At 69.6% G+C, this 24,957-nt stretch carries 20 protein-coding genes; 9 read left to right on the forward strand and 11 right to left on the reverse strand.

Translation table 11 applies throughout. The annotated features are described in order from the left end of the window. Positions 1–410: 410 nt before the first annotated feature. On the forward strand, positions 411–782 hold the full coding sequence (locus tag ACSSVZ_RS12595) for an MliC family protein (RefSeq protein ID WP_453970476.1): 372 nt from the start codon (positions 411–413) through the stop codon (positions 780–782). Positions 783–1,273: 491 nt separating this feature from the next. Here ACSSVZ_RS12595 and ACSSVZ_RS12600 read toward each other — a convergent pair whose 3' ends face one another. The 3 genes from ACSSVZ_RS12600 to ACSSVZ_RS12610 are packed head-to-tail and all read right to left on the reverse strand — an operon-like array spanning position 1,274 to position 4,983. Then, the gene (locus ACSSVZ_RS12600) at positions 1,274–2,206 is read right to left on the reverse strand and encodes a glycosyltransferase family 2 protein (protein WP_453970478.1); all 933 of its coding nucleotides are present in this window, start codon (positions 2,204–2,206) and stop codon (positions 1,274–1,276) included. Between the two features lie 31 nt (positions 2,207–2,237). Further along, positions 2,238–3,140 (reverse strand): glycosyltransferase family 2 protein, encoded by a 903-nt coding sequence (locus tag ACSSVZ_RS12605; RefSeq protein ID WP_453970480.1) that lies wholly within the window; start codon positions 3,138–3,140, stop codon positions 2,238–2,240. A 16-nt stretch (positions 3,141–3,156) separates the two neighbouring features. Beyond that, on the reverse strand, positions 3,157–4,983 hold the full coding sequence (locus tag ACSSVZ_RS12610; RefSeq protein WP_453970482.1) for an ABC transporter ATP-binding protein: 1,827 nt from the start codon (positions 4,981–4,983) through the stop codon (positions 3,157–3,159). A 426-nt stretch (positions 4,984–5,409) separates the two neighbouring features. On the opposite strand from ACSSVZ_RS12610, the gene ACSSVZ_RS12615 reads away from it, so the two are divergent. Together ACSSVZ_RS12615 and ACSSVZ_RS12620 are read left to right on the forward strand one after the other, a co-directional pair. Continuing rightward, complete coding sequence (locus tag ACSSVZ_RS12615; protein WP_453970484.1) at positions 5,410–6,249, forward strand: O-methyltransferase; 840 nt, start codon at positions 5,410–5,412, stop codon at positions 6,247–6,249. Between the two features lie 42 nt (positions 6,250–6,291). Then, on the forward strand, positions 6,292–7,707 hold the full coding sequence (locus ACSSVZ_RS12620; RefSeq protein ID WP_453970485.1) for an undecaprenyl-phosphate glucose phosphotransferase: 1,416 nt from the start codon (positions 6,292–6,294) through the stop codon (positions 7,705–7,707). Positions 7,708–7,717: 10 nt separating this feature from the next. Here the strand turns inward: ACSSVZ_RS12620 and ACSSVZ_RS12625 are convergent, their stop codons facing one another. The 4 genes from ACSSVZ_RS12625 to ACSSVZ_RS12640 form a co-directional block, all read right to left on the reverse strand. After that, a complete protein-coding gene (locus ACSSVZ_RS12625) occupies positions 7,718–8,029 on the reverse strand; it encodes a hypothetical protein (RefSeq protein ID WP_453970487.1) in 312 nt (103 codons plus the stop codon). A 174-nt stretch (positions 8,030–8,203) separates the two neighbouring features. Beyond that, positions 8,204–9,487: an HlyC/CorC family transporter gene (locus ACSSVZ_RS12630; RefSeq protein WP_453970489.1), complete on the reverse strand. Its 1,284-nt coding sequence runs from the start codon at positions 9,485–9,487 to the stop codon at positions 8,204–8,206. Then, positions 9,484–10,608 (reverse strand): 3-dehydroquinate synthase, encoded by a 1,125-nt coding sequence (aroB, locus tag ACSSVZ_RS12635; RefSeq protein ID WP_453970490.1) that lies wholly within the window; start codon positions 10,606–10,608, stop codon positions 9,484–9,486. The genes ACSSVZ_RS12630 and aroB overlap by 4 nt, the downstream gene beginning before the upstream one ends. Beyond that, positions 10,605–11,216 carry a shikimate kinase gene (locus ACSSVZ_RS12640; protein ID WP_453970492.1) on the reverse strand — a complete coding sequence of 204 codons (612 nt, stop codon included), beginning with the start codon at positions 11,214–11,216 and terminating at the stop codon, positions 10,605–10,607. The genes aroB and ACSSVZ_RS12640 overlap by 4 nt, the downstream gene beginning before the upstream one ends. 131 nt (positions 11,217–11,347) lie before the next feature. Between ACSSVZ_RS12640 and ACSSVZ_RS12645 the strand changes: the two genes are divergently transcribed. The 3 genes from ACSSVZ_RS12645 to ACSSVZ_RS12655 all read left to right on the forward strand — a co-directional run bounded on the left by ACSSVZ_RS12645 (position 11,348) and on the right by ACSSVZ_RS12655 (position 14,831). Further along, positions 11,348–12,286 (forward strand): site-specific tyrosine recombinase XerD, encoded by a 939-nt coding sequence (locus ACSSVZ_RS12645; RefSeq protein WP_453970494.1) that lies wholly within the window; start codon positions 11,348–11,350, stop codon positions 12,284–12,286. A gap of 62 nt (positions 12,287–12,348) precedes the next feature. Then, a complete protein-coding gene (locus ACSSVZ_RS12650) occupies positions 12,349–13,311 on the forward strand; it encodes an acetyl-CoA carboxylase carboxyltransferase subunit alpha (RefSeq protein WP_453970496.1) in 963 nt (320 codons plus the stop codon). A 290-nt stretch (positions 13,312–13,601) separates the two neighbouring features. Next, complete coding sequence (locus tag ACSSVZ_RS12655) at positions 13,602–14,831, forward strand: L,D-transpeptidase family protein (protein ID WP_453970498.1); 1,230 nt, start codon at positions 13,602–13,604, stop codon at positions 14,829–14,831. Between the two features lie 83 nt (positions 14,832–14,914). Here the strand turns inward: ACSSVZ_RS12655 and ACSSVZ_RS12660 are convergent, their stop codons facing one another. From ACSSVZ_RS12660 to ACSSVZ_RS12675, 4 genes are all read right to left on the reverse strand, one after another. After that, the gene (locus tag ACSSVZ_RS12660; protein WP_453970500.1) at positions 14,915–18,382 is read right to left on the reverse strand and encodes an indolepyruvate ferredoxin oxidoreductase family protein; all 3,468 of its coding nucleotides are present in this window, start codon (positions 18,380–18,382) and stop codon (positions 14,915–14,917) included. A 137-nt stretch (positions 18,383–18,519) separates the two neighbouring features. Further along, positions 18,520–20,115 (reverse strand): TRAP transporter large permease, encoded by a 1,596-nt coding sequence (locus ACSSVZ_RS12665; RefSeq protein WP_453970501.1) that lies wholly within the window; start codon positions 20,113–20,115, stop codon positions 18,520–18,522. A 7-nt stretch (positions 20,116–20,122) separates the two neighbouring features. Continuing rightward, a complete protein-coding gene (locus tag ACSSVZ_RS12670; protein WP_453970503.1) occupies positions 20,123–20,662 on the reverse strand; it encodes a TRAP transporter small permease subunit in 540 nt (179 codons plus the stop codon). A 117-nt stretch (positions 20,663–20,779) separates the two neighbouring features. Continuing rightward, on the reverse strand, positions 20,780–21,877 hold the full coding sequence (locus ACSSVZ_RS12675; protein WP_453970506.1) for a TRAP transporter substrate-binding protein: 1,098 nt from the start codon (positions 21,875–21,877) through the stop codon (positions 20,780–20,782). A 251-nt stretch (positions 21,878–22,128) separates the two neighbouring features. On the opposite strand from ACSSVZ_RS12675, the gene ACSSVZ_RS12680 reads away from it, so the two are divergent. The 3 genes from ACSSVZ_RS12680 (at position 22,129) to ACSSVZ_RS12690 (ending at position 24,825) form a co-directional block, all read left to right on the forward strand. After that, on the forward strand, positions 22,129–22,905 hold the full coding sequence (locus tag ACSSVZ_RS12680; RefSeq protein ID WP_453970508.1) for a gamma-glutamyl-gamma-aminobutyrate hydrolase family protein: 777 nt from the start codon (positions 22,129–22,131) through the stop codon (positions 22,903–22,905). A 69-nt stretch (positions 22,906–22,974) separates the two neighbouring features. Continuing rightward, complete coding sequence (locus ACSSVZ_RS12685; RefSeq protein WP_453970509.1) at positions 22,975–23,373, forward strand: DUF2946 family protein; 399 nt, start codon at positions 22,975–22,977, stop codon at positions 23,371–23,373. Positions 23,374–23,436: 63 nt separating this feature from the next. Continuing rightward, the gene (locus ACSSVZ_RS12690; RefSeq protein ID WP_453970511.1) at positions 23,437–24,825 is read left to right on the forward strand and encodes a PepSY-associated TM helix domain-containing protein; all 1,389 of its coding nucleotides are present in this window, start codon (positions 23,437–23,439) and stop codon (positions 24,823–24,825) included. Positions 24,826–24,957 lie beyond the last annotated feature (132 nt).

Below are 24,957 nucleotides of genomic sequence, written 5' to 3' on the forward strand. Positions count from 1 at the left end.
CGCTCATGCCCGCACCGGTTGCCAAGACCAGGGAATGAAGCGGCCTGACCGGCCGGCGCGCGGTCGCGCGCTGTTGGGAGAGGTCCTGCAAGGTCTTGCGGATTGGCTCCGTGACCGCCCCAAATTCCGCTCATCCCCGCGAAGGCGGGGATCCAGGGCCACGGGCCGCAGCCTGGAGACGGCCGCCCAGGCCCCCGGCTGTCGCTGAAGCAGGGATGAGCGGAGTGTGAGGCCATCACCGTGCCCAGCGCCTGCTGCGTGATTTGCTCACCCCCATCCAGCAAGTTCTGGAAAATTCCCTTGCGGCGGGCGGCCCGAAACTGCGATCCGAGGGACGCTCGGGCCGGCAATCACCTGGCCGATAAGAAATGGCTCCAGAAGGTCCAACCCACCAAACGGGAGACGGGACGATGAAGAAACTGATGCTTGGCCTTGCGGCCGCAGCCCTGGCGCTGGCCCCGGCCGCACCGGTCCTCGCCGCCGGAAAGTCGGCCACGGTCTCCTTCGAGGTGCCGGGTGCCGACGACGCGACGTCGACCAAGGCGACCTATGCCTGCGGCGACCAGACGGTGGCGGTCGAGTACATCAACGCCGGCTCGGTGTCGCTGGCGCTCCTGACCCTCAAGGACGATTTCGTCGTCGCCGCCAACGTGCTGTCGGGCTCCGGCGCGCAGTATGCCGGCGCCCAGTACATCTGGTGGTCGAAGGGCATGAGCGAAGCAACCCTCACCGACCTGATGACCGACACCCAGACGGCGGTGGAGTGCACGGCGAAGAAATAGGGTTCTCCTCCCTGGCCCCGCACCCCGCTCATCCACGCGAAAGCGGGGATGAGCGGGGTAACTTGCTGGTCTCCGCGCGTACCATTCGCTCAGGGCCCCCGGGTGCTCTCCATACCCGCCGGCCCCCAGCCGCTCTCCGCACCAGCCCCCAACCTCCGCTCATCCCCGCGAAAGCGGGGATCCATAGGGAGTCTGCGCCAGATAAAGGCGGGATGTAGAGGCCCGGGTGCGAGCGCTCGTACCATGGCCTTCACTGTCCAAACGCTCGCGAGCCCACGGACCGGCACATCACGAAACGGCGCCGCGCGTGGAGGATCGCCTTGTTGCTGGAGACAAGCGGAGATGGGCGCGACCTGGACGAAAGGCTTCAGCTCTGATGGCTCGGCCCCATGGATCCCCGCTTTCGCGGGGATGAGCGGAGGGTGGGGCAAGGTTTCGCAGATGAGGGCCTGCTGTCAAAAGCCGTCACCCGAGACCAGGCCAAGTCCCCGTCAGCCCACATGCCCCTCGCCATAAAAGCGCGGGCCGGTCTTGCGCCACCAGCCGAGCTTGCCGAGGCCGGAGAGGGCGATGGCCGTCGCCTGCGGCGGCCATCGTCCGGAGATCCGGCCGGCCACCGCAAGTGGTCCGGCAAGCGCCACCTGGGCGGCGCCCTTCGCCATCTGCACGGCGATCTCCCGCCTGAGCGGCGGCGCGAGCAGCGACGGCACCAGGCAGCGGATCTGGCCGCTGGCGTAGCGCCGCCGCCAGATGTAGCCGTGGTCGAGCCGGGAGGCCGGGACGTGCTCCAGCACCGGCGCCTCGGCGCACCAGACCATACGCCCGCCCGCCGCCCGCACCGACTTGAACAGCAGCACGTCCTCGCCGCCGAGCCGGTCGAGGCGGGGGTCGAAGGCGAGGCCCGTGTCGAAGCAGGCGCGGCGGAACAGCGATCCCGTCAGCGGAAGATAGTCGCACCGCTTGTCCACCGGCGCGCCGGAGGGAAGGCCCAGGTCCTGGGTGAAGCTCGCGGCGAACCAGGCGGCATCGCGCTCCGGTTCGGCCTCCAGCACCGCGTGGCGCGGCCCGAAGAGGGCGTCGGCACCGGTGTCCTCCAGGCACGCAAGGCGCCGGGCGAGCCAGTCCGGCGGCGCCGTGCAGTCGTCGTCGAGAAAGCCGATCACCTCGCCCCGGGCGGCGGCGAGGCCGGCATTGCGGGCGGTGGCGACGCCCATCCGCGGCTCGTGGACGACGCGCAGGGACGCGGCACCTGCCACCTCGTCCGCCAAAAGGGCATTTTCCGCCCCGCCTTCGGGCGCGTTGTCGACGACGACGATCTCCAGCGTACGGTCGCCGAGGTCCGTCTGGGCGGCGAGCGAGGCGACCGCCCGCCCGAGGCCGTCCGGACGGCGCAGCGTCGGCACGATGACCGAGACCTCGGTCACGGCACGGCTCGCCCAGGCAGGGCCGGGCCGGTCATGCGGTCGCGCCGACCGGGCGGCGGCGCAGCTCGAACTTCAGCGGCCAGCACAGCTTGCCGAGCGCGCCGGAGAGGCGCAGCAGCATGTAGGCCCGGCGGTCGCGGCCCATCAGCGGGCTCGCCAGCGCGGCCAGCCCAAGCGCGCCGGACTGCAGCACGGCCTTCACGAAGATCTTTGCGGCGGTCAGCGGCGGCGAGCCGGAATAGCGGATCTGCGTCCAGGCGTAATGCTGGCCGCCGGCATACTGGCGCTTCATCACGTAGCGCAGATTGACCCGATCGGCCGGCACGTACTCGTAGGCGATGGCCTCCATGCACCAGCCGAACCGGCAGTCCCGCCCGTCCAGCCGCGTGTAGAAGTCCGTGTCGGACCCGCCGGTGAACGCCATCGCGGGGTCGAACGGGTTTGCGTCGGTGGCGCAGGTGTCGCGGCGAAACAGCGTGCCCCCCGAACCGCGCTGCCCGCGATAGCGCCGGTAGGAGTCCGCGACCGCCTTGGCCGGCGACAGGCCCGGCTTGGAATAGACCGGCTCGACGTTGGAGAACAGGCAGTCGACGCGCTCGGCCTCGATGGCCCGGGTCATCAGCTCCAGCCAGTCAGGCGTGATGGTCTGATCGTCGTCGACGAAGGCGATGAACGGGCTCTCGGTCGCGTGGATGCCGGCGTTGCGGGCGTTGGGAATCCCAGGCTTCGTCTCGTGCACGTAGCGCACCGGCACCGGGGCAGCCGCCGCGATCTCCTCGACCAGCGGGCGGGCGGTTCCGGCCGGGTTGTTGTCGACCACGACGATCTCGAAGCCGCCCGGGATCGCCGAGGTCTGCGGCGTGCAGGTGTCCAGGCAGGCACGCAGAAGATCCTGCCGGGCGTAGGTGATGATGACGATGCTGACGGCGGCCATGTTCCCCACCCTTGCGCTAGTTCCGGCGCGCCGGCATCGGCCCGGCATCGGCATCCGCCTGGTCGCCACCCGACAGGATCCGGCCGCCGCCGAGCTGGATGATCCGGTCGCAGAGCGCCATCGACGAACTCTGGTGCGCCACGAAGAACATCGTGTAGGCGTCGCGCTCGAGCCCGGCTATCGCCGCCAGCACGTCGCGCTCGGTGTCGGCGTCGAGCGCGCTGGTGGCCTCGTCGAAGATCAGCACGCTGGCCCGCTTGTAGAGCGCGCGGGCGATGCCGATGCGCTGGCGCTGGCCGCCCGACAGCCGCACGCCGCGCTCGCCGACGATGGCCTCGAAGCCTTCCGGCAGCTTCGCGATGAGATCGGTCAACTGGGCGCGCTCGGCGCAGGCGCGCACGCGGTTCATGTCGATCGCCTCGCGCGGCCGGCCAAGCGCGATGTTCTCGGCGATGGTGCCGTCCGACAGGAAGATCGACTGGGGGACGTGGGCGATCTGGGCCTGCCAGGCGCGGCGGTTGTCGCGGTCCAGCGCGGTGCCGTCGACCAGGATGGCGCCCTCGGTCGGGTCGATCAGGCCCATCATCAGGTCCATCAGCGTGCTCTTGCCGGAGCCGGTCTTGCCGACGATGCCGATGCGCTCGCCGCGTGCGACCGTCAGGTCGATGGCGTCGAGCACCGGCGCGTCGTCGGGCGTGTAGCGGAAGCTCAGTCGCTGGAAGCGGATGGCGGTCCGGAACGGCAGCGGCGCCGCGGGCCGGGCCGCCCGGTATTCCGACGGGATTTCCTGATCGAGGAAGACCAGCACGTCGAGGAGGACGGAGCGGCTGCCGGCGGCGCGGCTCCAGCCGGCATAGACCTTCTGGGCGAGCGGCAGCAGCCGCTGCGCGCCCAGCGCCAGCGCGCCGAGCACCGGCAGCGAGGCGACGATGCCGGCGTCCGAGCGGCTGAGCCACAGGGCGAGCCCGACGATCACGCAGATGCCGACGCCTTCGACGGCGAAGCGCGGCAGCACCGCCAGCGACAGGTTCGTCGCCTGGGCCCGGCGCAGCCCGGTCTCCACCGTCGCGAACTTCGCCACGTAGGCCTCCTGGGTGCCGTCCAGCAGGATGTCGCGGATGTCGCCCAGGCCCTCCTGGACGCACTTCACCCGGTCGGTCTGGGCGGCGGCGATCTCGACGCTGTTGTGAGTAAGCAGCGGTTTCACCAGCCGGGTGATGATCAGATAGATCACCGCGAAGGCGGAGCCGGCGATCAGCGCGCTGGAGGCGTCGATCAACAGCAGCGCCAGCACGATGAAGACCGCGACGAAGGCCGCGGAAAACGCTTCGAAGAACGGCTGCAGCACGTAGAACAGCAGGATCTGCACCGAGTTCGTCACCGCGATGACGTCGCTGGAGTTCTGGTTCACGTGGAAGGTGTAGGGCTGGTAGAGCGTCTTGCGGTAGGCGTCGATGCCGAAGTCGTTGGCGACCGCGAAGACGTACTTGTAGAGCGCCCGGTACATCAGCACGCTCGTCGCCGAGGCGATCAGCGCCAGCGCCATCAGCACGAAGCTCGCCACGTAGACCGCCTGGCCGGACGCGATCAGCCCGGCCGGCACGATGTCGTCGAGAAAGCCGGCGGCGCCGCCCTGCTGGGCGACGTCGGTGCCGAACAGCACCGCCAGGAACGGCACCACGGCGCCCAGCGTCACCAGTTCGGCCATGGCGCCCAGGAACATCAGGCCGATGAGCAGGCCGAGCTGCTTGCGCCGGTGGGCGGATAGGTGGGCGTGGAAACGCTTCAGAAGCGACAGGAGCGATCCGCCCTCGGCTGCGGTTTTCGGCGCGGAGTTGGTCATGTCGGGCGCAAGGCTGTCCTGCTGGTGGCCGAAGTCCGGAAGGCTTGGTGCGCAAGACGCAACGCATCATCAAAGCGCAGCAAAATGCGCAGCAAAAAGCGCAGCAGTCGACCCGTTTAGGGGCGGAAAGCGCAGTTTGGGGCGCGCACTGCGCAGGGCGCCAACTGTAGCGACGGCCGAACGCGTGCGCAGCAAAAAAGGCGTGCCGTGCGGAACAGGGTCGAGTGGCCCGGAAAACGGCGCTCGAGCCTTTTCCGACCAGGTGGTCACACCTGATCGATAGGAAATGGCTCCAGAATCAAACCCTTGAGCAATTCCTTGTCGTTCAGATCGTTTCGATCTGAATGGGAAATGCTCTAGAAGAGCGGGGCGATTCGGTCGGGGCCTGCCCGTGCGGGCGGCGGTCGACAGGGGGAGGACTGGACCATGTCGATCCTGAGCGCGGCAAAGCAGGCCGTCCGGCGCGGGTTCGCCGGCCGCGACAGGGCGGTTCTCGGCCGCCTCCGTGCCAGCGGCGACGCCAGGGTCGCCGCGGTCGTCGATGCGGTGCTTGCCGTCTACGACGTCCAGCGCCGGCCGCCGGCCTCCGTGCAGGCCATCGAGGCGGCGCGCGGGGTGCGGGCCGCCGACACCCGGCCCCTCGTCGACGGCAGCCTCGGTGCGGCCGGCCCCTTCGACGACGGCGAGACCATCGCCAGCGCCTGCGCCGTCAGCAAGCCGCCCGCTCAGGCGGTGCTGCTCTACGCGCTCGCCTCGCGGCTGAAACCGGCCTCGGTGCTGGAACTCGGCACCAACATTGGCATCTCGTCGGCGTTCCTCGGGGCCGGCCTTGCCGACGCCGGCGGCGGCCGCATCCTCACCCTGGACGTCTCGCCCTACCGCGTCCGCACCGCCGAGGCGCTGCACCAGGAGCTCGGCCTGACGTCGATCGCCGCCCGCGTCGGCCTGTTCCAGGACACGCTCGCAGGCGCCATCGAGGCGGCCGCACCGATCGACATGGCGTTCATCGACGGCAACCACCACTACGAGCCGACGCTTGCCTATACCCACCAGATCGCGGCCCGGTCGGTAGCGGGCGCGCTGTTCGTCTACGACGACATCCGCTGGTCCGACGGCATGAAGCGGGCCTGGGCCTCGGTCTGCGCGAATCCGCAGTTTCCGGTGGTGATCGATCTTTATACCATGGGGCTCGCGATCTATTCGCCGACGGCCACGGCGGACAGGACCGTCACGGCCCCTCTCTATTCGGTGCTGGCGCGGCACTGAGCCCGCGACCGACAGGGGCCCCGCTCGAATGTCGACCGACCCATGACCCAGTCAACTCTCCGGCTGCAGCACATTTCCGAACTCCTTCGCGTGATCGATTTCGTCGCGGTGGTCGTGGTCGGCTACGGGATCTACCTGATCTATCCCGGCGTCAGCACCCGGCTGGGGGCCGAATACGCGCTCGCGACGCTGCTCGGCGGCGCCGTCTGCAGCTGGTTCCTGTGGCTGAACCGGGTCTACAACGACCAGCCGCACCGGGTCCGCCCGCGCCTCGTGCTGCAGCTCACCATCGCCGTGGTCTCGACGGTCACGGTGCTCGCCGCGATCGCCTTTGTGTTCAAGGAATCGGAGACCTATTCGCGGCTGTGGGCGCTGGCGTGGGCGGGCGGCACCTGGGCCGTCCTGGTGCTGCTGCGCGTTGCCGCCGCGGTGGCCGTCCGGCGGATCATGCGGGCGGGCGGCCTGATCCGCCGCGCAGCCATTTTCGGCGGCGGCGACCAGGGCCAGCTGCTGATGCAGTATCTGCTCGCCGCCCACGACCCGGGCCTGCGCGTCGTCGGCTTCTTCGACGAGCGCTTCGACCGGGTGCCGGAGAATTACGACGGGATTCCGAGGCTCGGCGGGCTCGCGGAGATGGAGGAGGCGGTGGCGCGCGGCGAGGTCGACACCGTGATCCTGGCGCTGCCGCTGAACGCGGTGGACCGGCTGATGTCCATCTCCAACCAGCTCGACCGCTACCCGGTGCTGGTGCTGCTGGCGCCCGACCTGATCATGTGGCGGGTGTTCCAGCGCAACTCCTACTCGCTGGCCGGCATCCCGCTGCCGCGCCTGCTCGATCAGCCGATCTTCGGCTGGGCCGGCGTGGCAAAGATCCTCGAGGACAAGCTGCTGGCGATGCTGCTGCTCATCCTGCTCGCGCCGGTCTACGCCGCGATCGCGCTGGCGATCCGCCTCGACAGCCCCGGCCCGGTGCTGTTCCGCCAGCCCCGCGCCGGCTTCAACGGTGAGCTCTTCACCATCTACAAGTTCCGCACCATGCGCAGCGAGGCGACCGACGTGGCCGGCGCCCGGCAGACCACCCGCGACGATCCGCGGGTGACGGCGGTCGGCCGCTTCCTGCGCCGCACCAGCCTCGACGAGCTGCCGCAGTTCTTCAACGTGCTGAAGGGCGAGATGTCGCTGGTGGGCCCGCGGCCGCACGCCGAGGGCACCATGCTCGGCGACGAACCGTTCGAGCGGTCGGTGCAGAACTACATGCAGCGCTACCGGGTTAAGCCCGGCGTCACCGGCTGGGCCCAGGTGAACGGCTGGCGCGGTGAGGCCGACAGCGCTGAGAAGCTGCAGATGCGCATCCGTTACGACATCGAATACGTCGACAGCTGGTCGATCGGCCTCGACCTCTACATCCTGCTGATCACCCCGTTCGTCGTGCTGTTCAAGCGCGACAACGCCTACTGAGACGGGAGGCTCAGCCGAGCCAGGCCCAGAGGCCGACCGCCGCTGCGGCCAGGGCCAGCAACGCCAGGGCACGTTCGGCGCCGACCGGGGTGGCGATCGCCAATCGCATCATGCTCTGCAGGAACAGCCAGCCGAACAGCAGCCCGAACAGGAGGCCGAGCCAGCGGACAATGGCGAGGACCGAGGCCGGGGCCGGCGGGATCGGACCAGGGAAATAGAAGACGGCCAGACAGACGAGCGAGAGCGCCGCGAAGGCGAGGGCGCTCCGGATCTCGTCCCGGCGGTCTTCGATGGAGCGAACCGGAAACGGCCTGGGGATCATCCGGGGTCTCTTCACATGGACAGGGCGCATTCCGGCCGGAGGGGGGTAGGTCGACCTGTAGCGGCGAGCGTTTCAATGCGTTGAGCAATTCCCGTCCGGTCGCATCGCGGCTCATTCGATATCTTGGAGCGGGAGGCGAGCGGACAACCGGTTGCCGCTTTTCCTCGGCCCGCTCTAACCGGGCAGTTCGCCCTCGGCGACCGGCTGCACGCGCAGCATGGTGATGCGGTTGCGCTCCTTCTTCTCCACCACGAAGCGGACCTTGTGGAAGGTGAAGGCCTGCTTCTCCTCCGGGATCATCCGTGCCTCGTGGATGACGAGGCCGGCGGCAGTCGTCGCCTCCTCGTCGGGGAGGTTCCAGTCCAGCGCGCGGTTGAGGTCGCGGATGGACACGCCCCCGTCGACCAGCAGCGTGCCGTCCGGCTGCGGCCGCACGCCCTGCACGACGATGTCGTGCTCGTCGGAGATCTCGCCGACGATCTCCTCCAGGATGTCCTCCAGCGTCACCAGCCCCATCACCTCGCCGTACTCGTCGACGACGAGGGCGAAGTGCGACTTGCGCTTCAGGAAGACGTTGAGCTGGTCGTGCAGGTTGGTGGTGTCGGGGACGAACCACGGCGGCTTGGCGATCGCCAGGATGTCGAGGCTGTCGACGTCGCCCTTGGCGGCATGGAGCGCCCGCAACAGGTCCTTGGCGTGCAGCACGCCGACGATGTTCTCCGATTCGCCCCGCCACAGCGGCAGCCGCGTGTGCGGGCTGGCCAGCGCCTGATCGACGATCTGCGCCGGGGTCTCGTCGGCGTTGAGCATCTGCATGGCAGTGCGGTGCTTCATCACGTCCGAGACGTCGAGTTCGCTGAGGTCGAGGATGCCGCCCAGCCGGTCCCGCTCGGCCTTGTGGAGGCCGCCCTGATAGTGCTGCAGGTCGACGGTGCCGCGGATCTCCTCGTGCGGCGAGATGCCCAGCGAGGCGTCGACGTCGATGCCGAAGCGGCGCAGCATCCAGCGCACGAAGATCTGCACGGCCATGGTGACCGGGCCGAAGACGATGACCACGACCCGCAGGATCGGCGCCACGGCCACGGCGAAGCGGTCGGGCGTGGAGATCGCCCACGTCTTCGGCAGCACCTCGGCGAAGATCAGCACCAGGAAGGTCATCAACAGCGTCGCGTAGACGACGGCCGCATCGCCGAGCACGGCGATGAAGGCGCTGGTGGCGAGCGACGAGGCGAGGATATTGACGAGGTTGTTGCCGAACAGCAGCGCGCCGATCAGCCGCTCGCGGATCTCGATCAGCTTGCCGGCGGTTCCCGCACGCCGGTCGCCGGCCTTTTCCAGCTGGTGCATGCGGGCGCGGGACGCGGCCGTCAGCGCCGTTTCCGAGCCGGAGAAGAACGCGGACAGCATCAGCAGGACGACGATCGCGCCGGCGATCAGCCAGAGCTCAAGTGCGGTCATCGGGCGAGTTCCACCTCCAGGAAGCCGGCGATCGCGTCGCGGGTGACGTCGCGAGCGATATAGGCCTTTCCGATCCCGCGTACGAGGATGAACGTCAGCATGCCGCGTTGCACCTTCTTGTCCTGGGCCATCAGCGCGAGCAGGCGATCGGCGTCGCGGGCCTCCGCCGGCAGGTTCGCGAGGTCGGTGGGCAGGCCGACGGCGGCCAGATGGCGCTCGACCGTTTCGGCGTCCTCGGCGGGGCAGAGCCCGAGGGCGGCGGAAAAGCGGAATGCCATGGCCATGCCGATCGCCACCCCCTCGCCGTGAATCAGCGCGTCACCATAGCCGAGCGCCGCCTCCAGCGCGTGGCCGAAGGTGTGGCCGAGATTGAGCAGCGCCCGGTTGCCGTGCTCGCGCTCGTCCGCCGCCACCACCCGCGCCTTGGCGCGGCAGCTCTCCTCGATGGCGCGGGCCAGCGCCGTGCCGCCGGCGAACACGTCCGACCGGTTGGCGTCGAGCCAGGCGAAGAAGGCCGGGTCGTCGATCAGGCCGTATTTCACCACCTCGGCGTAACCCGCCCGCATGTGGCGCTCCGGCAGGGTGGCCAGCAGGTCGGTGTCGATGAGCACCAACTGCGGCTGATGGAACACGCCGACGAGGTTCTTGCCGCGCGGCGAGTTGATGCCGGTCTTGCCGCCGACGGAGGAATCCACCTGGGCGAGCAGCGAGGTCGGCACCTGGACGAAGCCCATGCCGCGCCGGGCGACGCCGGCCGCGAAGCCCGCGAGATCGCCGACGACGCCGCCGCCCAGCGCAACGACGACGTCGCCCCGCTCCAGCCGGGCCGCGAGGATCGCGTCCACCACCTTCTCGAACATCGCGAACGACTTGGTCGCCTCGCCGGCCGGGACGGTGATCGCCTCGCTTTCCACCCCGCCGGCCGCGAGGCCTTTCTGCAGCGTTCCGAGATGGCAGGCGGCGACGGCTTCGTCGCTGACCACCAGGACGCGGCTGCCGGGGGCGATGCGGGCGAGGTGGCGGCCGGCCTCCGCCGCCAGCCCGGGTCCGATGAGGATGTCGTAGCTGCGGTCGCCAAGCTCGACGGTGACGGTGCGCGGGCGTGTCGTGTCGAGCATCATTCGGGGGGCTCCTGGGCGGACGTCTCGTGCCCCAGATGGGCCGCAAGGGCCTCGATCATGGTGGCGACGATGGTTTCGTGGGGTGTCTCCCACGACTGGATGGCGAGATCGGCCAGAGCGAACGTGGGCTCGCGGGCGACGAGCAGCCGGCGCATCACCTCGTCGGGATCCGCGTTGGCGAGCAGCGGGCGGTGGCTGCGCTTGCGCACCCGCTGCATCAGCGTCGCCAGGTCGGCGCGCAGCCAGACCGAGACGCCGGCCTCGGCGATGGCGGCGCGCGTCTCGGCGTTCATGAAGGCGCCGCCGCCGGTCGCCAGCACCTGCGGCCCGTTGCCGAGCAGGCGCCGGATCACCCGGCGTTCGCCGTCGCGGAAGGCGGCCTCGCCGTGCACCTCGAAGATGTCGGAGATCGCCATGCCGGCGGCCGTCTCGATCTCGTGGTCGGCGTCGACGAACGGGATCGACAGCCGCGCCGCCAGCCGCCGCCCGACGGTGGTCTTGCCGGCGCCGGGCATGCCGACCAGCACGATCGAGCGCCGGCCGAGCCGCGCCGCGACCTGCGCACAGGTGCGGTCGGGAGCGGAAGTCTGGCTCGGCGCGGAAGACACGAACAACGCTCGCTCGGGTGTTGAGGTGACGATCGTCTGGTTGAAAGGTGCGGCTAACGACCTGTCAAGTCTCGCCCGCTAGGTTCGTAGCACGGCCGGACCCCTCCGGCGCACCCGTTGACGGAACCCACATGGACCGGCCGGCGATCGAAATCGAACGCTTCCTGGAAGCGATGGCCGTGGAGGCCGGCGCCGCGCACAACACGCTGGCGGCCTATCGGCGCGACCTGGAGGCGTTCGCGCGCTTCCAGCGGGCGCGCGGCCGGAGCCTCGGCGCGGCCAGCGCCGACGACGTGTCGGCGCACCTTTCCGACCTGGCGGCGCGGGGCTTCGCGGCCTCCAGCCAGGCGCGCCATCTGTCGGCGCTGCGGCGGTTCTTCCGCTTCCTGCACGCCGAAGGCGACCGCGCCGACGACCCGGCCGGCCGGCTCGCCCGGCCGAAGCGTGTCCGGCCGCTGCCGAAGATCCTGTCGGTGGACGAGGTCGACCGGCTGATCGGCACCGCCAGGGCGGCGACCGAGGAGGCCGACCTCTCGCCGGCGAAGGCGCTGAAGGCCAGCCGCACCTACACGCTGCTGGAGCTGGTCTACGCGACGGGCATGCGCGTTTCGGAGCTGGTGTCGCTGCCGGTGTCGGCCAGCCGAGTGCGCGACCCGGTGCTGCTGGTGCGCGGCAAGGGCGGCCGCGAACGCATCGTGCCGCTGACCCGCGGCGCCTGCGCGGCGATGACGGCGTTCCGCGGCCTCCGCGATGCCCGCCCGCAGCTAGCGAAAAGCCGGCATCTCTTCCCCGCCGACAGCGACAGCGGCCATCTGACCCGGCAGGCGTTCGCCCGCGACCTGAAGGACGTGGCGATCGCCGCCGGACTGGAACCCTCGCGGGTCTCGCCCCATGTGCTCCGCCATGCTTTCGCCAGCCATCTCCTGCAGAACGGCGCCGACCTCAGGGTCGTGCAGCAGCTTCTCGGTCACGCCGACATCGGCACCACCGAAATCTACACCCATGTGCTGGCGGAACGGCTCGCCAGGCTCGTCGGCGAGCATCATCCGCTCGCGCGCCCCGCAACTTGACTTCCCGGGCGGCGGGTCTCACGGTCCCGCCACCCCGACCGCCGAAGGATCCGACACCTCGCATGCATAGCTTTCTGGAGTTCGAAAAACCGGTCGCCGACCTCGTCGGAAAGCTGGAGGAGCTGCGCGCGCTGGCGGCGAGCGACGAACGCTCGGTCGACGTCGACGACGAGATCGCCCGCCTCGAGGCCAAGGCGAACCAGGCGCTGAAGGACCTCTACGCGAAGCTGACGCCGTGGCAGAAGACCATGGTGGCGCGCCACCCGGATCGGCCGCACGCCAGCGACTACATCGCCGCGCTGATCTCGGAGTTCACGCCGATCGCCGGCGACCGGGCCTTCGGCGAGGACGCCGCCATCATCGGCGGGCTGGGCCGCTTCCGGGGCACGCCGGTGGCCGTGCTGGCCCAGGAAAAGGGCCACGACACCGCCACCCGCCTGAAGCACAATTTCGGCATGGCGCGGCCCGAGGGCTACCGCAAGGCGGTGCGCATCATGAAGCTGGCGGACCGCTTCAAGCTGCCGGTGATCGCGCTGGTCGACACCGCCGGCGCCTATCCCGGCATCGGCGCCGAAGAGCGCGGCCAGGCCGAGGCGATCGCGCGCTCGACCGAGGCGTGCCTGGCGCTCGGCCAGCCGAACGTCGCGGTGGTGATCGGCGAGGGCGGCTCCGGCGGGGCGATCGCGCTGGCGACCACCAACCGGGTGATCATGCTGGAGCATTCCATCTACAGCGTCATCTCGCCGGAGGGGGCGGCGTCGATCCTGTGGCGCGATTCCGCCCGGGCCCAGGACGCGGCCACCAACATGAAGATCACCGCCCAGGACCTGTTGCGGCTGAAGGTGATCGACGAGATCGTGCCCGAGCCGGTGGGCGGCGCGCACCGAGACCGGGCGGCGATGATCGGCGCCGTCGGCGACGCGGTGGAGGCGTCGCTCGCCTCGCTGGTGCGCGAGGACGCGGCGACGCTGAAGCGCGCCCGGGCCGACAAGTTCCTGGCGATCGGGCGAACCCTCGACCGCTGAGGCCGCCCGGCAGGCGCGCGTCACAACAACGCCGCAATTTCGGTGTGATGTGAGGGATTGGAAAACCGTCGGGCATTGGCCGGAGACGGGTTGCACCAGTCACCGGAATGGCGGTTACTGTTTGGCAACCCGGGTCGGGCACACTCGGCGTTCGTGAGGACGGCCAGGGCCGTCCCCGCCGAAGCCGGCCGCGGCATGGTAAACGTGGGCGCGGGGCTTCGGTTCCTTGGATATGATCGGCGGCCCGCATGGTTCATGCGGGGCCGGGATCAAACCGAAGGGTGACTGTCGTGACGAGTTGCCGAGGCATTCTGTCGAGCTGGCGCGGGCTGATCGCGGTCGCTGCGATCGGACTCGCGGTGGCGGGCTGCCAGGTCTCCGACCTGCCCAAGCACCTGAAGCCGCTGAGCCCGTCGATCATGGCGAAGATCAAGCGGCTCGACATGACCACCACGTCGCCGATTCTGGTCCGCATCTTCAAGGAAGAGAACGAGCTCGAGGTCTGGAAGAAGACCCGCGAGGGCAAGTTCGCGCTGCTGGAAACCTACGAGATCTGCGCCTGGTCGGGCGATCTCGGGCCGAAGAAGGTCGAGGGCGACCGCCAGTCGCCGGAGGGCTTCTACACGATCCGCCCGGCCCAGATGAATCCGAACTCGAGCTACCACCTCGCCTTCAACCTCGGCTATCCGAACAGCTACGACGCCTCCCTCGGCCGCACCGGTTCCTTCCTGATGGTCCACGGCGACTGCTCGTCGCGCGGCTGCTACGCCATGACCGACGAGCAGATCGAAGAGATCTATGCGCTCGGCCGTGAGGCCTTCCGCGGCGGCCAGCGTGCCTTCCAGGTTCAGGCCTATCCGTTCCGCATGACGCCGGAGAACCTGGCCAAGCACCACGGCGACGAGAACATGCCGTTCTGGTCGATGCTGAAGGACGGCTACGACCACTTCGAGGTGACGCACCAGGAGCCGCAGGTCGCGGTCTGCGAGCACAAGTACGTGTTCGACGCCGAGGCCAAGGACGGCAAGTCCTTCCGCGCATCCGACGCCTGCCCGGAGTACCAGGTGCCTCAGGACATCTGGATCGCGGTCGCCTCCAAGCAGCGTCAGGACAACGAGCGCACCCAGCAGATCCTCGCGTCGCTCGAGCGCAAGGAGAAGCGGGAAGAGGACTGGGAGGCCCGCAAGGCGGTCATCGCCGGCATCATCAAGGGCAACTCCGACAAGGACGCGGCCGGCGTGTCGCCGGCGCCCGCCGAGACGCCCCAGGTCATCCCCGGTGCCGCTCCGGCCGGTGAACCCACCGACGATCCGGCGCGGATGATGGAGATCGCCTCCAGCGTGCCGCTGCCGCCCCAGTCGCCGGCGGACGCCGCTGCGGCCCCGGCCGACGGGGCCGAGGGCGACGTCGCCGCCAAGTCGACGGCGCTGGCGCTGGTGCCGGAGGAGCCGCAGACCGGCGCCATCGGGCGCATCGGCAAGGCCTTCGACCGCGTCAACTCGGTGCTGCCCTGGAACTGAGGTTCCCGCCAGCGCCGATCCGCAGGACGCCTTCAACAACCCCTCGATCCAACGGTCGCGGGGTTGTTTCGTCTTGAGGGGATCTACTCGGCCGCTTGCGCCGGGCGGGCACCGCTGCGGAAGGCGCGGCGGAGCTCCTCGCGGGTGGCGTGCGCCCGGTCGATGGCGGCGTCCTTCACCGGGCCGTAGCCGCGGATCTTTTCGGGATAGGCGGCCAGCGCCACGGCGGCCGGCCAGGTCTCCGGTGCGAGCCCGCTGACGATCTCGTCGAGAACGCCTTCGTAGTCGGCCAGCACCTGTCGTTCGCGCCGGCGCTCGTCGGTGCGGCCGAACACGTCCAGCGGGCCGCCGCGGAAGCGCCGGGCCCAGGCGAGCATCGGCATCACCTTGAGGATCCACGGCCCGAAGGTGCGCTTGGCCGGGCGGCCGGTGCGCGGATCGGTCTTCGACAGGAACGGCGGCGCGAGATTGAGCTCCAGCCGCTCCCAGCTCTCGAACTGGCCGGCAAGCTGGGCGCGGAACGCCGGCGAGGTGTAGAGCCGGGCCACCTCGTACTCGTCCTTGATCGCCATCAGCTTGAACAGCGAGCGGGCAACGGTGTCGAGGAGATCGGAGCGCTCCGGCGCCATCCGGGTCTCGATCTGCCGGATCTGGTCGAGCCGCTTCAGATAGCGGGCGGCGTAGTCGGCATTCTGGTAGTCGGTGAGGATGCGGGCGCGCCGGGCGATCGTCTCGTCGAGATCCCCGGAGAGTTGGCGATGGGCGAGCTCGGGGGCCTGGCCGGCGCCGCCGAGGCCCTCGGCCGCCGTCGGATCGATGGCGAGCCGCCTGCCGAAGCGGAAGGCGGCGAGATTCAGCTTGGTGGCCACCCCGTTCAGCGAGATCGCCTTTTCGATCGACAGCGAGGAGACCGGGATCGTGCCGAGCTGATAGGCGGCGCCCAGCATGACCATGTTGGCGGCGATGGCATCGCCGAACACGGCGGTGGCGATTTCGGTGGCGGCGAAGAAGGCGGCGCGGTCGGGCCCGGCGGCGTCGCCGAGCGCCTTGATGACGCGGCGCGTCGGCAGCGAAAAGTCGGGATCCTTGACGAAGTCGCCGGGCAGCTGCTCGTGTGTGTTGGCGACGATGCGCGTCCGGCCGGGATCGATGGCGCCGAGCTGCCTGGCCATGCCGGCAACGGCGATGTCGCAGGCGAGCACCAGGTCGGCGCCGGCGGTGCCGACGCGGATGGTGTGCAGGTCTTCGGGCGACGGCGCCAGCTTGAGATGGCTGGTGACGGCGCCGCCCTTCTGGGCCAGCCCGGCCATGTCGATGATGCCGCAGCCCTTGCCCTCCAGGTGGGCGGCCATGCCGAGGATCGCGCCGATGGTGACGACGCCGGTGCCGCCGACGCCGGTGATCAGGATGCCGTAGGGCTTGTACAGGCCCGGCAGCGACGGCTCCGGCAGCGGCGCTGCGTGGGGGGCCTCCACGGCGGTCTCGGAGCGCCTGTGGAGGCGGGCGCCGTGGACGGTGACGAAGGACGGGCAGAACCCCTTCAGGCAGGAGAAGTCCTTGTTGCAGCTCGACTGGTCGATCTGGCGCTTGCGGCCGAACTCGGTCTCAACCGGCTGCACGGCAACGCAGTTGGACTGCACCGAACAGTCCCCGCAGCCCTCGCAGACCTCCTCGTTGATGACCACGCGCTTGTCGGGGTCGGGGAAGGTGCCGCGCTTGCGGCGGCGGCGCTTCTCCGCCGCGCAGGTCTGGTCGTAGATGAGCACCGTCAGGCCGGGCAGCTTGCGCAGGTCGCGCTGGACCTCGTCGAGATCGTCGCGGTGATGGACGCTGGTGCCCGACGGCCAGCCGGTGGTGTACTTGTCCGGCTCGTCGCTGACGACGACCAGCCTCTCCAGCCCGATGGCCGCGACCTCGGCGGCGATCTGCTGCACCGTCAGGCCACCGTCGTTGGTCTGGCCGCCGGTCATGGCGACCGCATCATTGTAGAGGATCTTGTAGGTCATGGTGACGCCTGCCGCCTTGGCGGCACGGATGGCCATGATTCCCGAATGGTTGAAGGTGCCGTCGCCGATGTTCTGGAAAACGTGGGGGGTGGTGGAGAACGGCGCCTCGCCGATCCAGTTGGCGCCCTCGCCGCCCATCTGGGTGAAGCCCTCGGTCGACCGGTCCATCCACATGGACATGAAGTGGCAGCCGATGCCCGCGAACGCGTGGCTGCCGTCGGGCACCACGGTGGAGGAGTTGTGCGGGCAGCCGGCGCAGAAATAGGGGCGGCGGCTGGAAATGTCGGTGGTCTCGGCGAGCCGGCGCCGGGCGGCGCGGACGCGCTCCAGCTTCGCGGCGATCCGCTCGTCGCCGGTGAGCGCGACGATGCGCGTGCCGATCGCCTCGGCGATCATCGTCGCGTCGAGGGCGCCGTTGGAGGGGAACAGCCAGGCGCCGCCGGTGTCGCGCTTGCCCTCGATGACCGGCCGCTCGGTGCGCGCGAACAGGATCTCCTTGAGCTGGCCCTCGATCAGGCCGCGCTTTTCCTCCACCACCAGGATCTGCGGCAGGCCGGCGGCGAACTCCGCCGCCCCCTCCGGGTCGAGCGGCCAGGGGCAGCCGACCTTGTAGAGGCGGACGCCGAGATGGGCGCAGTCGACCTCGTCGATGCCGAGGATGTCGAGGGCCTCCAGCACGTCGAGCCAGCTCTTGCCCACCGAGACGATGCCGAGCCGGGGCCGTCGGCCGCCGTGGGTGACGATGCGGTCGATCCGGTTGGCGCGGGTGAAGGCAAGTGCGGCCGGAATCTTGTGGGTGTGGAGGCGCTCCTCCTGGCCGAGTGCGTCGAAGCCCTGGCGGATGTTGAGACCGCCGGGCGGCATGGCGAAATCGGGCCGCACGATCGGCAGCCGGTCGAGGCTGCCGTCGATGGAGGCGGTCGATTCGATGGTGTCCTTGACGCACTTGAGCGCCGCCCAGGTGCCGGCGAAGCGCGACAGCGCGAAGCCCATGAGCCCGTAGTCGATGACCTCCTGCACGCCCGCCGGGCTGAGGATCGGGATCATCGCGTCGACGAAGGCGAACTCGGACTGGTGGGCGGTGGTGGAGGATTCGCAGGTGTGGTCGTCGCCCATCAGTGCCAGCACGCCGCCCCAGGGAGAGGTGCCGGCGAGATTGGCGTGGCGGAAGGCGTCGCCAGAGCGGTCGGCACCCGGACCCTTGCCGTACCAGACGCCGAACACGCCGTCGTGGCGGCCGGTGCCGCGCAGCTCGGCCTGCTGCGTCCCCCACAGCGCGGTGGCGGCCAGGTCCTCGTTGAGGCCCGGCTGGAACACGATGCCGGCCTCCTGCAGGCGATTGCCGGCGCGGGCGAACTGCTGGTCGAGGCCGCCGAGCGGCGAGCCGCGGTAGCCGGTGACATAGCCCGCCGTCGACTTGCCCAGCGCCGCGTCCCGGGCCTGCTGCATCAAGGTGAGCCGCACGACGGCCTGGGTGCCCGACACGAAGATGCGCTCGGTGGCCAGGTCGTACTTCTCGTCCAGGGTGACGGGGCGCGGGGCCATGCGGGCGATCCTCGGGAAGAGAGGTGGAGGGGTTGTCTGGAGAGACTCCAATTCCCGACCGCCCGGGTCAACCGGAAACGAAACCGCCCGCGCCGTTGTGATGACGGTGCGGGCGGTGGGCGCGAACGCGGCCGGTGTCAGTTGCCGTAGATGACCGTCGGCAGCCAGGTGGTGAGCTGCGGCACGTACCAGAGGATGAGCAGCGCCAGGATCTGGATCAGCACGAACGGGATGACGCCGAGATAAATCGACATGGTCTTCACCTCGGGCGGCGCGACGCCGCGCAGATAGAACAGGGCGAAGCCGAACGGCGGCGTCAGGAACGAGGTCTGCAGGTTTACCGCCATCATGATGCCGAGCCAGACGGGGCTCATCGGCTCGCCGTTGGGCATCTCCATCATCAGCAGCACCGGAGCGACCAGCGGCACGACGACGAAGACGATCTCCAGGAAGTCGAGGAAGAAGCCCAGGAAGAACATCAGCAGCATGACTGCGAGGATGGCGCCGATCGTCCCGCCCGGCAGGCCGGAGAGGAACTCCTTCACCATCTCCTCGCCGCCGAGGCCGCGGAAGACCAGCGAGAACAGCGCCGCGCCGATGAGGATCACGAACACCATGCAGGTGATCTGGGTGGTGCCTTCCAGCACCGGCTGCATGACGCCGGCCCGCAGCACCCGCAGGAACGCCACCAGGCAGCCATAGGCGACGAGGGCGCAAAGCGCGAACGCCACGTAGATGGCGAGCTGATCGCTGCTGCCGATGACCTCGCGGTTGACGCGCATGTCGACGGTGGCGACGAGGATGAGCAGCCCGACCACCGCGAGCCCGGCGACGTAGATCGGGATCGGCCGGCCCTGGTCGAGCCGCAGGCCGCCCAGCAGCAGCGCGCCGACGGCGCCGACCGAGGCCGCTTCCGTGGGCGTGGCGACGCCGGCCAGGATCGAGCCCAGCACCGAGACGATCAGCACGATCGGCGGCACCAGCGCGTGCATGAACCGGCCGAAGGTGACGTGTTCGCCCTCTTCCGGCGGCATGGCGGGGCTGGAGGCCGGCCAGATCAGCGCGACGATCAGCTGGTAGGCGATGTACATGAACACCAGCATCAGGCCGGGAAGCAGCGCGCCAGCGAACAGGTCGCCCACCGAGACCGTCTCGGGGGAGAAGATCCCCATGTCGAGCTGCGCCTTCTGGTAGGCGTTCATCAGCTGGTCGCCGAGCACGACGAGGACGATGGAGGGCGGGATGATCTGCCCGAGCGTGCCGGCGGCGGCGATCGAGCCGCAGGCGAGCCGCGGGCTGTAGCCGCGCTTCAGCATGGTGGGCAGCGACAGCAGGCCCATGGTCACCACGGTGGCGCCGACGATGCCGGTGGAGGCCGCCAGCAGCGCGCCGACGATGGACACCGACAGGCCGAGCCCGCCGCGCATGTGGCCGAACAGCTTGCCCATGGTGTCGAGGAGTTCCTCGGCGACCCGCGAGCGCTCGAGCATCACCCCCATGAAGATGAACAGCGGCACGGCGACCAGCACCTCGTTGGTCATGGTGCCGAAGATGCGCTGGGGCAGGGCGGCGAAGAAGGCGATGTCGAACACGCCGAAGAGCATGCCGATGAGGCCGAAGACCAGGGCGATGCCGGACAGCGTGAAGGCGACCGGGAAGCCCGACAGCAGCACGACGCATGCCGCCACGAACATCAGCAGGTCGAGAAGGTGGGCGAAATCGGCGAATGTCATGGGGCGCTCAGGGCGTTTGCATCGGGGCGTCGAGAGCGGCGAGCTCCCGTTCGTCGCCAGCGAGCGCGAGGAGGGAGTGGCACATCATCGAAATGCCCTGGAGGCCGATCTGCGCGGCGAACACGATGATCGCCGTCTTCAGGAGGAACACGCCGGGAATGCCCGAGGATTCCCGCGAGCCTTCGAAGATCGCCCACGAGTTGGAGACGTACGGCCAGCTGATCCAGCCGATCAGGATGCACACGGGAAGCAGGAAGAAGATGCAGCCGAGCAGGTTGACCCACGCCTTCCGGCGCGGCGAGGCCTCGCGGTAGAAGATGTCGATGCGCACGTGCCCGTCGACGCGCAGCGTATAGGCCGCCGCCAGCATGAAGAGGAAGGCATGCATGTAGATGATCAGCTCCTGCATCTGGATGGAGCCGACCCCGAACACGTAGCGCATCACCACGACGACGAACTGGACGACGACGATGGCGAGCGCGAGCCAGGACAGGATCTTGCCCGTCCAGAGATTCAAGGCATCGATCACGGTGGCGAGGGCACGCATGCGGACTGTTCCTGCGGGGTCTTGCGCGCGGGCCGCGCGCCAGATCGTCACGGAAGCGGCGCGGCGGTCTGCCGCGCCGTCCGATGAAGGGCGAGGGGCGGGGCCGCCCCCTGCGGCCTACAGCTTGCCGATGATCCGGTCGCGGCCCAGCGAGTAGGCCTGCTCGGAGATGTCGGTCCAGCCGGCGAGGTCCTTGCGGGTCTTGATGTAGCTGTCGTAGATCCGCTTGCCGAGATCGTCGTGCTCGGCAACCTTGGCCACCACCTCTTCGGAGGCGGAACCGAAGGCGTCGAAGATCTCGTCGGAGAACTTCTTCAGCTGGACGCCGTGCTCGTTGATGAGCGTGCTGAGCGCCTGGCCGTTCTTGGCCATGAACTCGGCGTACATGTTGTTGTTCTCGTCACGGGCGCAGGAGGCGACGATCGCCTTGTCGGAATCCGACAGCTTGTCCCAGATGCCCTTGTTGAGGCCGACGCCGAGCGTCGGGCCGGGCTCGTGGAAGCCCGGATAGTAGTAGAACTTGGCGACCTTGTAGAAGCCGAAGGCCAGGTCGTTCCACGGACCCACCCATTCGGTGCCGTCGATGGCGCCGGACTGCAGCGCCTGGAAGATCTCGCCGCCGGGCAGGTTGATCACCGATACGCCCAGCTGGCGCAGCGCCTCGCCGCCGAGACCCGGCATGCGGAACTTCAGGCCGCGCAGATCCTCCACGGTGTTGATCTCGTTGCGGAACCAGCCGCCCATCTGGACGCCGGTGTTGCCGCACTGGAACGGCTTGATGTTGAACTGCGCGGAGAGCTCGTCCCACAGCTCCTGGCCGCCGCCCCACTGCACCCAGGCGTCCTGCTCGCCGGCGGTCAGGCCCATCGGGACCGTCGCGAAGAAGGCGAAGGCCGGGTGCTTGCCCTGCCAGTAGTATTCCGCGCCGTGGTAGAGCTCGGCCGTGCCGTTCTGCACCGCGTCGAACGATTCGAACGGCGGAACCAGTTCGCCGGCCCCGTAGAGCTTGACGGTGATGCGGCCGTCGGTGGCGGCGGTGAGCTTGTCGGCGAAGCGCTGGGCGCCGGTGCCGAGGCCGGGGAAGTTCTTCGGCCACGTGGTGACCAGCTTCCACTCCTGCAGACCCTGGGCGATGGCGGGCGCGGCCAGCGTGGCCGACGCCGCGGTGGCGCCGGCGGCGACGCCTGCAGATTTCAGAAAAGAACGGCGATCCATGGGTTTCCTCCCGGTTGAGACGCTGGTGACGCACGGACCACTCGTTGCCGACACGGACGGCAGGCGGCGGTTCTTTTTACGCACCGAGCTCAGATATAAAACGCATGTTTCCGGAGCCGACAAGGGTCGCAGTTGCAATTGGGCAGATTTCTGAACCATTTCGAAGCGCGCCTCATGGCGCGCGCCGACGCGGCGACGAAGTGCTAAGAACTGGGCCGTGTGTTTCAGCACAGGAAGTTAGGCAAGGTCGAATGTCAGCCCCCCTTATTCTCGTCACGTCGGACCAGAGGTCGTTCGACAAGTATGTCTGGGCAGCAACCCCCACCCAGTATCTGGAGGCCGTCGCCCAGGTCGCCGGCGGCGTGCCGGTGATCGTGCCCACCCTCGACAAGCCGCTGAACGTCGACGACCTGCTCGACCGCGCCGACGGCGTGGTGGCGACCGGCTCGCGCTCCAACGTGCATCCGTCGCGCTATGGCGGCACGCCCACCGAGGAGGCCGAGCCTTACGACCAGGCGCGCGACGCGGTGTCGCTCAGGCTGATCGCGCGGGCGATCGAGCGCGGCGTGCCGCTGCTCGCCATCTGCCGCGGCATGCAGGAGCTCAACGCGGCGCTGGGCGGCACGCTGCATCCGGCCGTCCACGCGATCCCCGGGCGGATGGACCACCGCCCGCCCGAATCCGACGACAACGCCGAGCGCTTCAAGCTGCGCCACGCCGTCGACCTGGTGCCCGATGGCGAGCTGGCGGCGATCATGGGCGAGACCAGCTTCATGGTGAACTCGCTGCATCGCCAGGCGATGTTCACGCTGTCGGACCGGCTGGTCGTTGAGGCCACCGCGCCGGACGGGACCATCGAGGCGGTGCGGGTCAGGGACGCGCAGGATTTCGCGTTCGGCGTGCAGTGGCATCCGGAATTCTGGGCGCGCACCGATCCGCCGTCGCGGCGGCTGTTCGAGGCCTTCGGCGATGCGGCGCGGGCGTTTGCCGCCCGCCGCACGGCCGCCGCGGCGCCGGCCGCCGTCTGACGTGGACAATGGCCGGACGAACGCATCTGCCGCAGTGACTTGCCGGTACCGGCTTGGCATGGTGTCAGCATGGGCAGGGTGAGAAGCACGGCAAGGGTCGGCGCGTCCGCCGCTTCGGCGGTGGCGATCATCTATCTGTGCCTGTTGCAGGCGTTCCTGTGGGGTGCCGCGCAGGGGGCGATGGCGACGGTCGCCTTCGACCCGCTGCAGGTGATCTGCTCGTCGACCGGAGCCACCGCCGACGGCACCGGCGGGTCCGATCGACCGGCCGAGCGCCGGATGGACTGTCCGCTCTGTGCCCTCAGCCGCGTCGCGGCCGCCGCGATGCCGGCCCCGGATGCGCCGTGCGCCATCGTTGGCCGGCTCGAGCCGGCGGCGCTCGTCCGCGCATCCGCACCCCGCACCGTGCCGTCGTCGCTGCTGCGCATCCGCACGGCGGAGGCGAGGGCCCCACCCGCGATCTCCTGACGCACCGACGCAGACCGGCCGCCGCGCGCGGCGCCGATCCCCTTTCGATGTCAGGAGTTTCCCATGTCCCACGTTGCCTCCGGGCCCGTGCGCACGGCCGCCGTGCGTGCGCCCACCGATCTCTACCGCGCCGTCTGGCGCTGGCACTTCTACGCCGGCCTGCTCGTTCTGCCGTTCATGGTCCTGCTGGCGGTGACCGGCGGGATCTACCTCTTCAAGGACGAGATCAACGACGCCGCCTATGCCCGTCTCCGGCTGGTCGAGCCGGCCGCGACCCAACCGCTGGCGCCGTCGGCCATCGCCGCCGCGGCGCTCGCCGCCCATCCCGGCACACTGACGTCCTACATGCCCGCCGCCGCCCCCGACCGATCTGCCGAGGTGAAGATCAAGGGGGCGGACGGCGTCAAGGACACCCTCTACGTGAACCCGTACACGGGGGTGGTCCTCGGCAGCGCATGGGACGCGGGCTCGTCGGGAACCGGGCTGATGTGGACCGTGCGCAAGCTCCACAGCCTCGATCTCGTCGGCTGGTGGGGCAACCGCCTCGTCGAGGCGGCGGCCGGCTGGGCCGTGCTGCTGGTCGCCACCGGGATCTTTCTGTGGTGGCCGCGCGGCAAGGCCGTGGGCGTCGTCCGGGTGCGCAACAAGCGCGGCCGGCCGTTCTGGCGCGACCTGCACGCGGTGACCGGCCTCTACGTGGGCGTGTTCATCGTGTTCCTGGCCGTCAGCGGCCTGCCGTGGTCGGGCTTCTGGGGCAACCAGTTCTACGATCTGTCCTACAAGGCCGGCCTCGGCATGCCCGACGGCTACTGGGGGAGCTACCCGACCTCCACCATGCCGACCGGCGAGGCGCTCGACCGGGCGCCATGGATCCTCGAGCACCAACCGATGCCGGTGTCCGGCGCTGCCGCCGGCGTGCCCGCCGGTCTCGACCAGATCGTCGCGACGATCGAGGCGCGGGGCATCCATCCGGGCTATGCGCTCAACATGCCGAGCGGACCGGAGGGGGTGTTCACCGCCTCCGTCTACCCCGACGACGTCACCCAGGAATGGGTCATCCATCTCGACCAGTACACCGGCGACGTGCTGTTCGACATGGGGCTTTCGGACCTCGGGGCCCTCGGCCGCGCGGCGGAATGGGGCGTCAGCCTGCACATGGGCCAGGCCTTCGGGCTCGCCAACAAGCTCGTCCTGCTGGGCGCCTGCATGGCGATCGTGCTGCTCGCGGTGTCGGGCGGGGTGATGTGGTGGAAGCGCCGCCCCGCCGGCTCGATGGGGGTGCCGCCGATGCCGCTGGACCGGCGGGTGTTCGCCGGCCTGCTGGCCATGCTCGTGGTGGGCGGGCTGGTCTTTCCGCTGGTCGGGCTGTCGCTGGCGGTGATGCTGATGCTCGACCAGCTCTACGTGCGTCTCCGCGACCAGCGCCGGACGCCCGGGCCGCGCGCGGCCTGACCACCCCGACACGATGGTTCGGCGGGCCCGGCCCGGCTTTTGCGGGGCCCGCCGACCCGTGCTCGGAAGCGGCTCGACCACCGCGGCGCGTCGGGTTGCCGCGCGGCGCGCGTTGGGCAAGCACGGACCGGC

This window comes from Amorphus sp. MBR-141 (assembly GCF_053628695.1).

Excerpts from the sequence above, each read along its gene's own strand:
- ACSSVZ_RS12630 (WP_453970489.1), bottom strand. The coding sequence starts at position 9,487 with ATGACCGCACTTGAGCTCTGGCTGATCGCCGGCGCGATCGTCGTCCTG.
- ACSSVZ_RS12680 (WP_453970508.1), top strand. The coding sequence starts at position 22,129 with ATGTCAGCCCCCCTTATTCTCGTCACGTCGGACCAGAGGTCGTTCGAC.
- ACSSVZ_RS12690 (WP_453970511.1), top strand. The coding sequence starts at position 23,437 with ATGTCCCACGTTGCCTCCGGGCCCGTGCGCACGGCCGCCGTGCGTGCG.
- ACSSVZ_RS12660 (WP_453970500.1), bottom strand. The coding sequence starts at position 18,382 with ATGGCCCCGCGCCCCGTCACCCTGGACGAGAAGTACGACCTGGCCACC.
- ACSSVZ_RS12610 (WP_453970482.1), bottom strand. The coding sequence starts at position 4,983 with ATGACCAACTCCGCGCCGAAAACCGCAGCCGAGGGCGGATCGCTCCTG.
- ACSSVZ_RS12620 (WP_453970485.1), top strand. The coding sequence starts at position 6,292 with ATGACCCAGTCAACTCTCCGGCTGCAGCACATTTCCGAACTCCTTCGC.
- ACSSVZ_RS12605 (WP_453970480.1), bottom strand. The coding sequence starts at position 3,140 with ATGGCCGCCGTCAGCATCGTCATCATCACCTACGCCCGGCAGGATCTT.
- ACSSVZ_RS12645 (WP_453970494.1), top strand. The coding sequence starts at position 11,348 with ATGGACCGGCCGGCGATCGAAATCGAACGCTTCCTGGAAGCGATGGCC.
- ACSSVZ_RS12675 (WP_453970506.1), bottom strand. The coding sequence starts at position 21,877 with ATGGATCGCCGTTCTTTTCTGAAATCTGCAGGCGTCGCCGCCGGCGCC.
- ACSSVZ_RS12595 (WP_453970476.1), top strand. The coding sequence starts at position 411 with ATGAAGAAACTGATGCTTGGCCTTGCGGCCGCAGCCCTGGCGCTGGCC.
- ACSSVZ_RS12665 (WP_453970501.1), bottom strand. The coding sequence starts at position 20,115 with ATGACATTCGCCGATTTCGCCCACCTTCTCGACCTGCTGATGTTCGTG.
- ACSSVZ_RS12670 (WP_453970503.1), bottom strand. The coding sequence starts at position 20,662 with ATGCGTGCCCTCGCCACCGTGATCGATGCCTTGAATCTCTGGACGGGC.
- ACSSVZ_RS12650 (WP_453970496.1), top strand. The coding sequence starts at position 12,349 with ATGCATAGCTTTCTGGAGTTCGAAAAACCGGTCGCCGACCTCGTCGGA.
- ACSSVZ_RS12625 (WP_453970487.1), bottom strand. The coding sequence starts at position 8,029 with ATGATCCCCAGGCCGTTTCCGGTTCGCTCCATCGAAGACCGCCGGGAC.
- ACSSVZ_RS12615 (WP_453970484.1), top strand. The coding sequence starts at position 5,410 with ATGTCGATCCTGAGCGCGGCAAAGCAGGCCGTCCGGCGCGGGTTCGCC.
- aroB (WP_453970490.1), bottom strand. The coding sequence starts at position 10,608 with ATGATGCTCGACACGACACGCCCGCGCACCGTCACCGTCGAGCTTGGC.
- ACSSVZ_RS12685 (WP_453970509.1), top strand. The coding sequence starts at position 22,975 with ATGGGCAGGGTGAGAAGCACGGCAAGGGTCGGCGCGTCCGCCGCTTCG.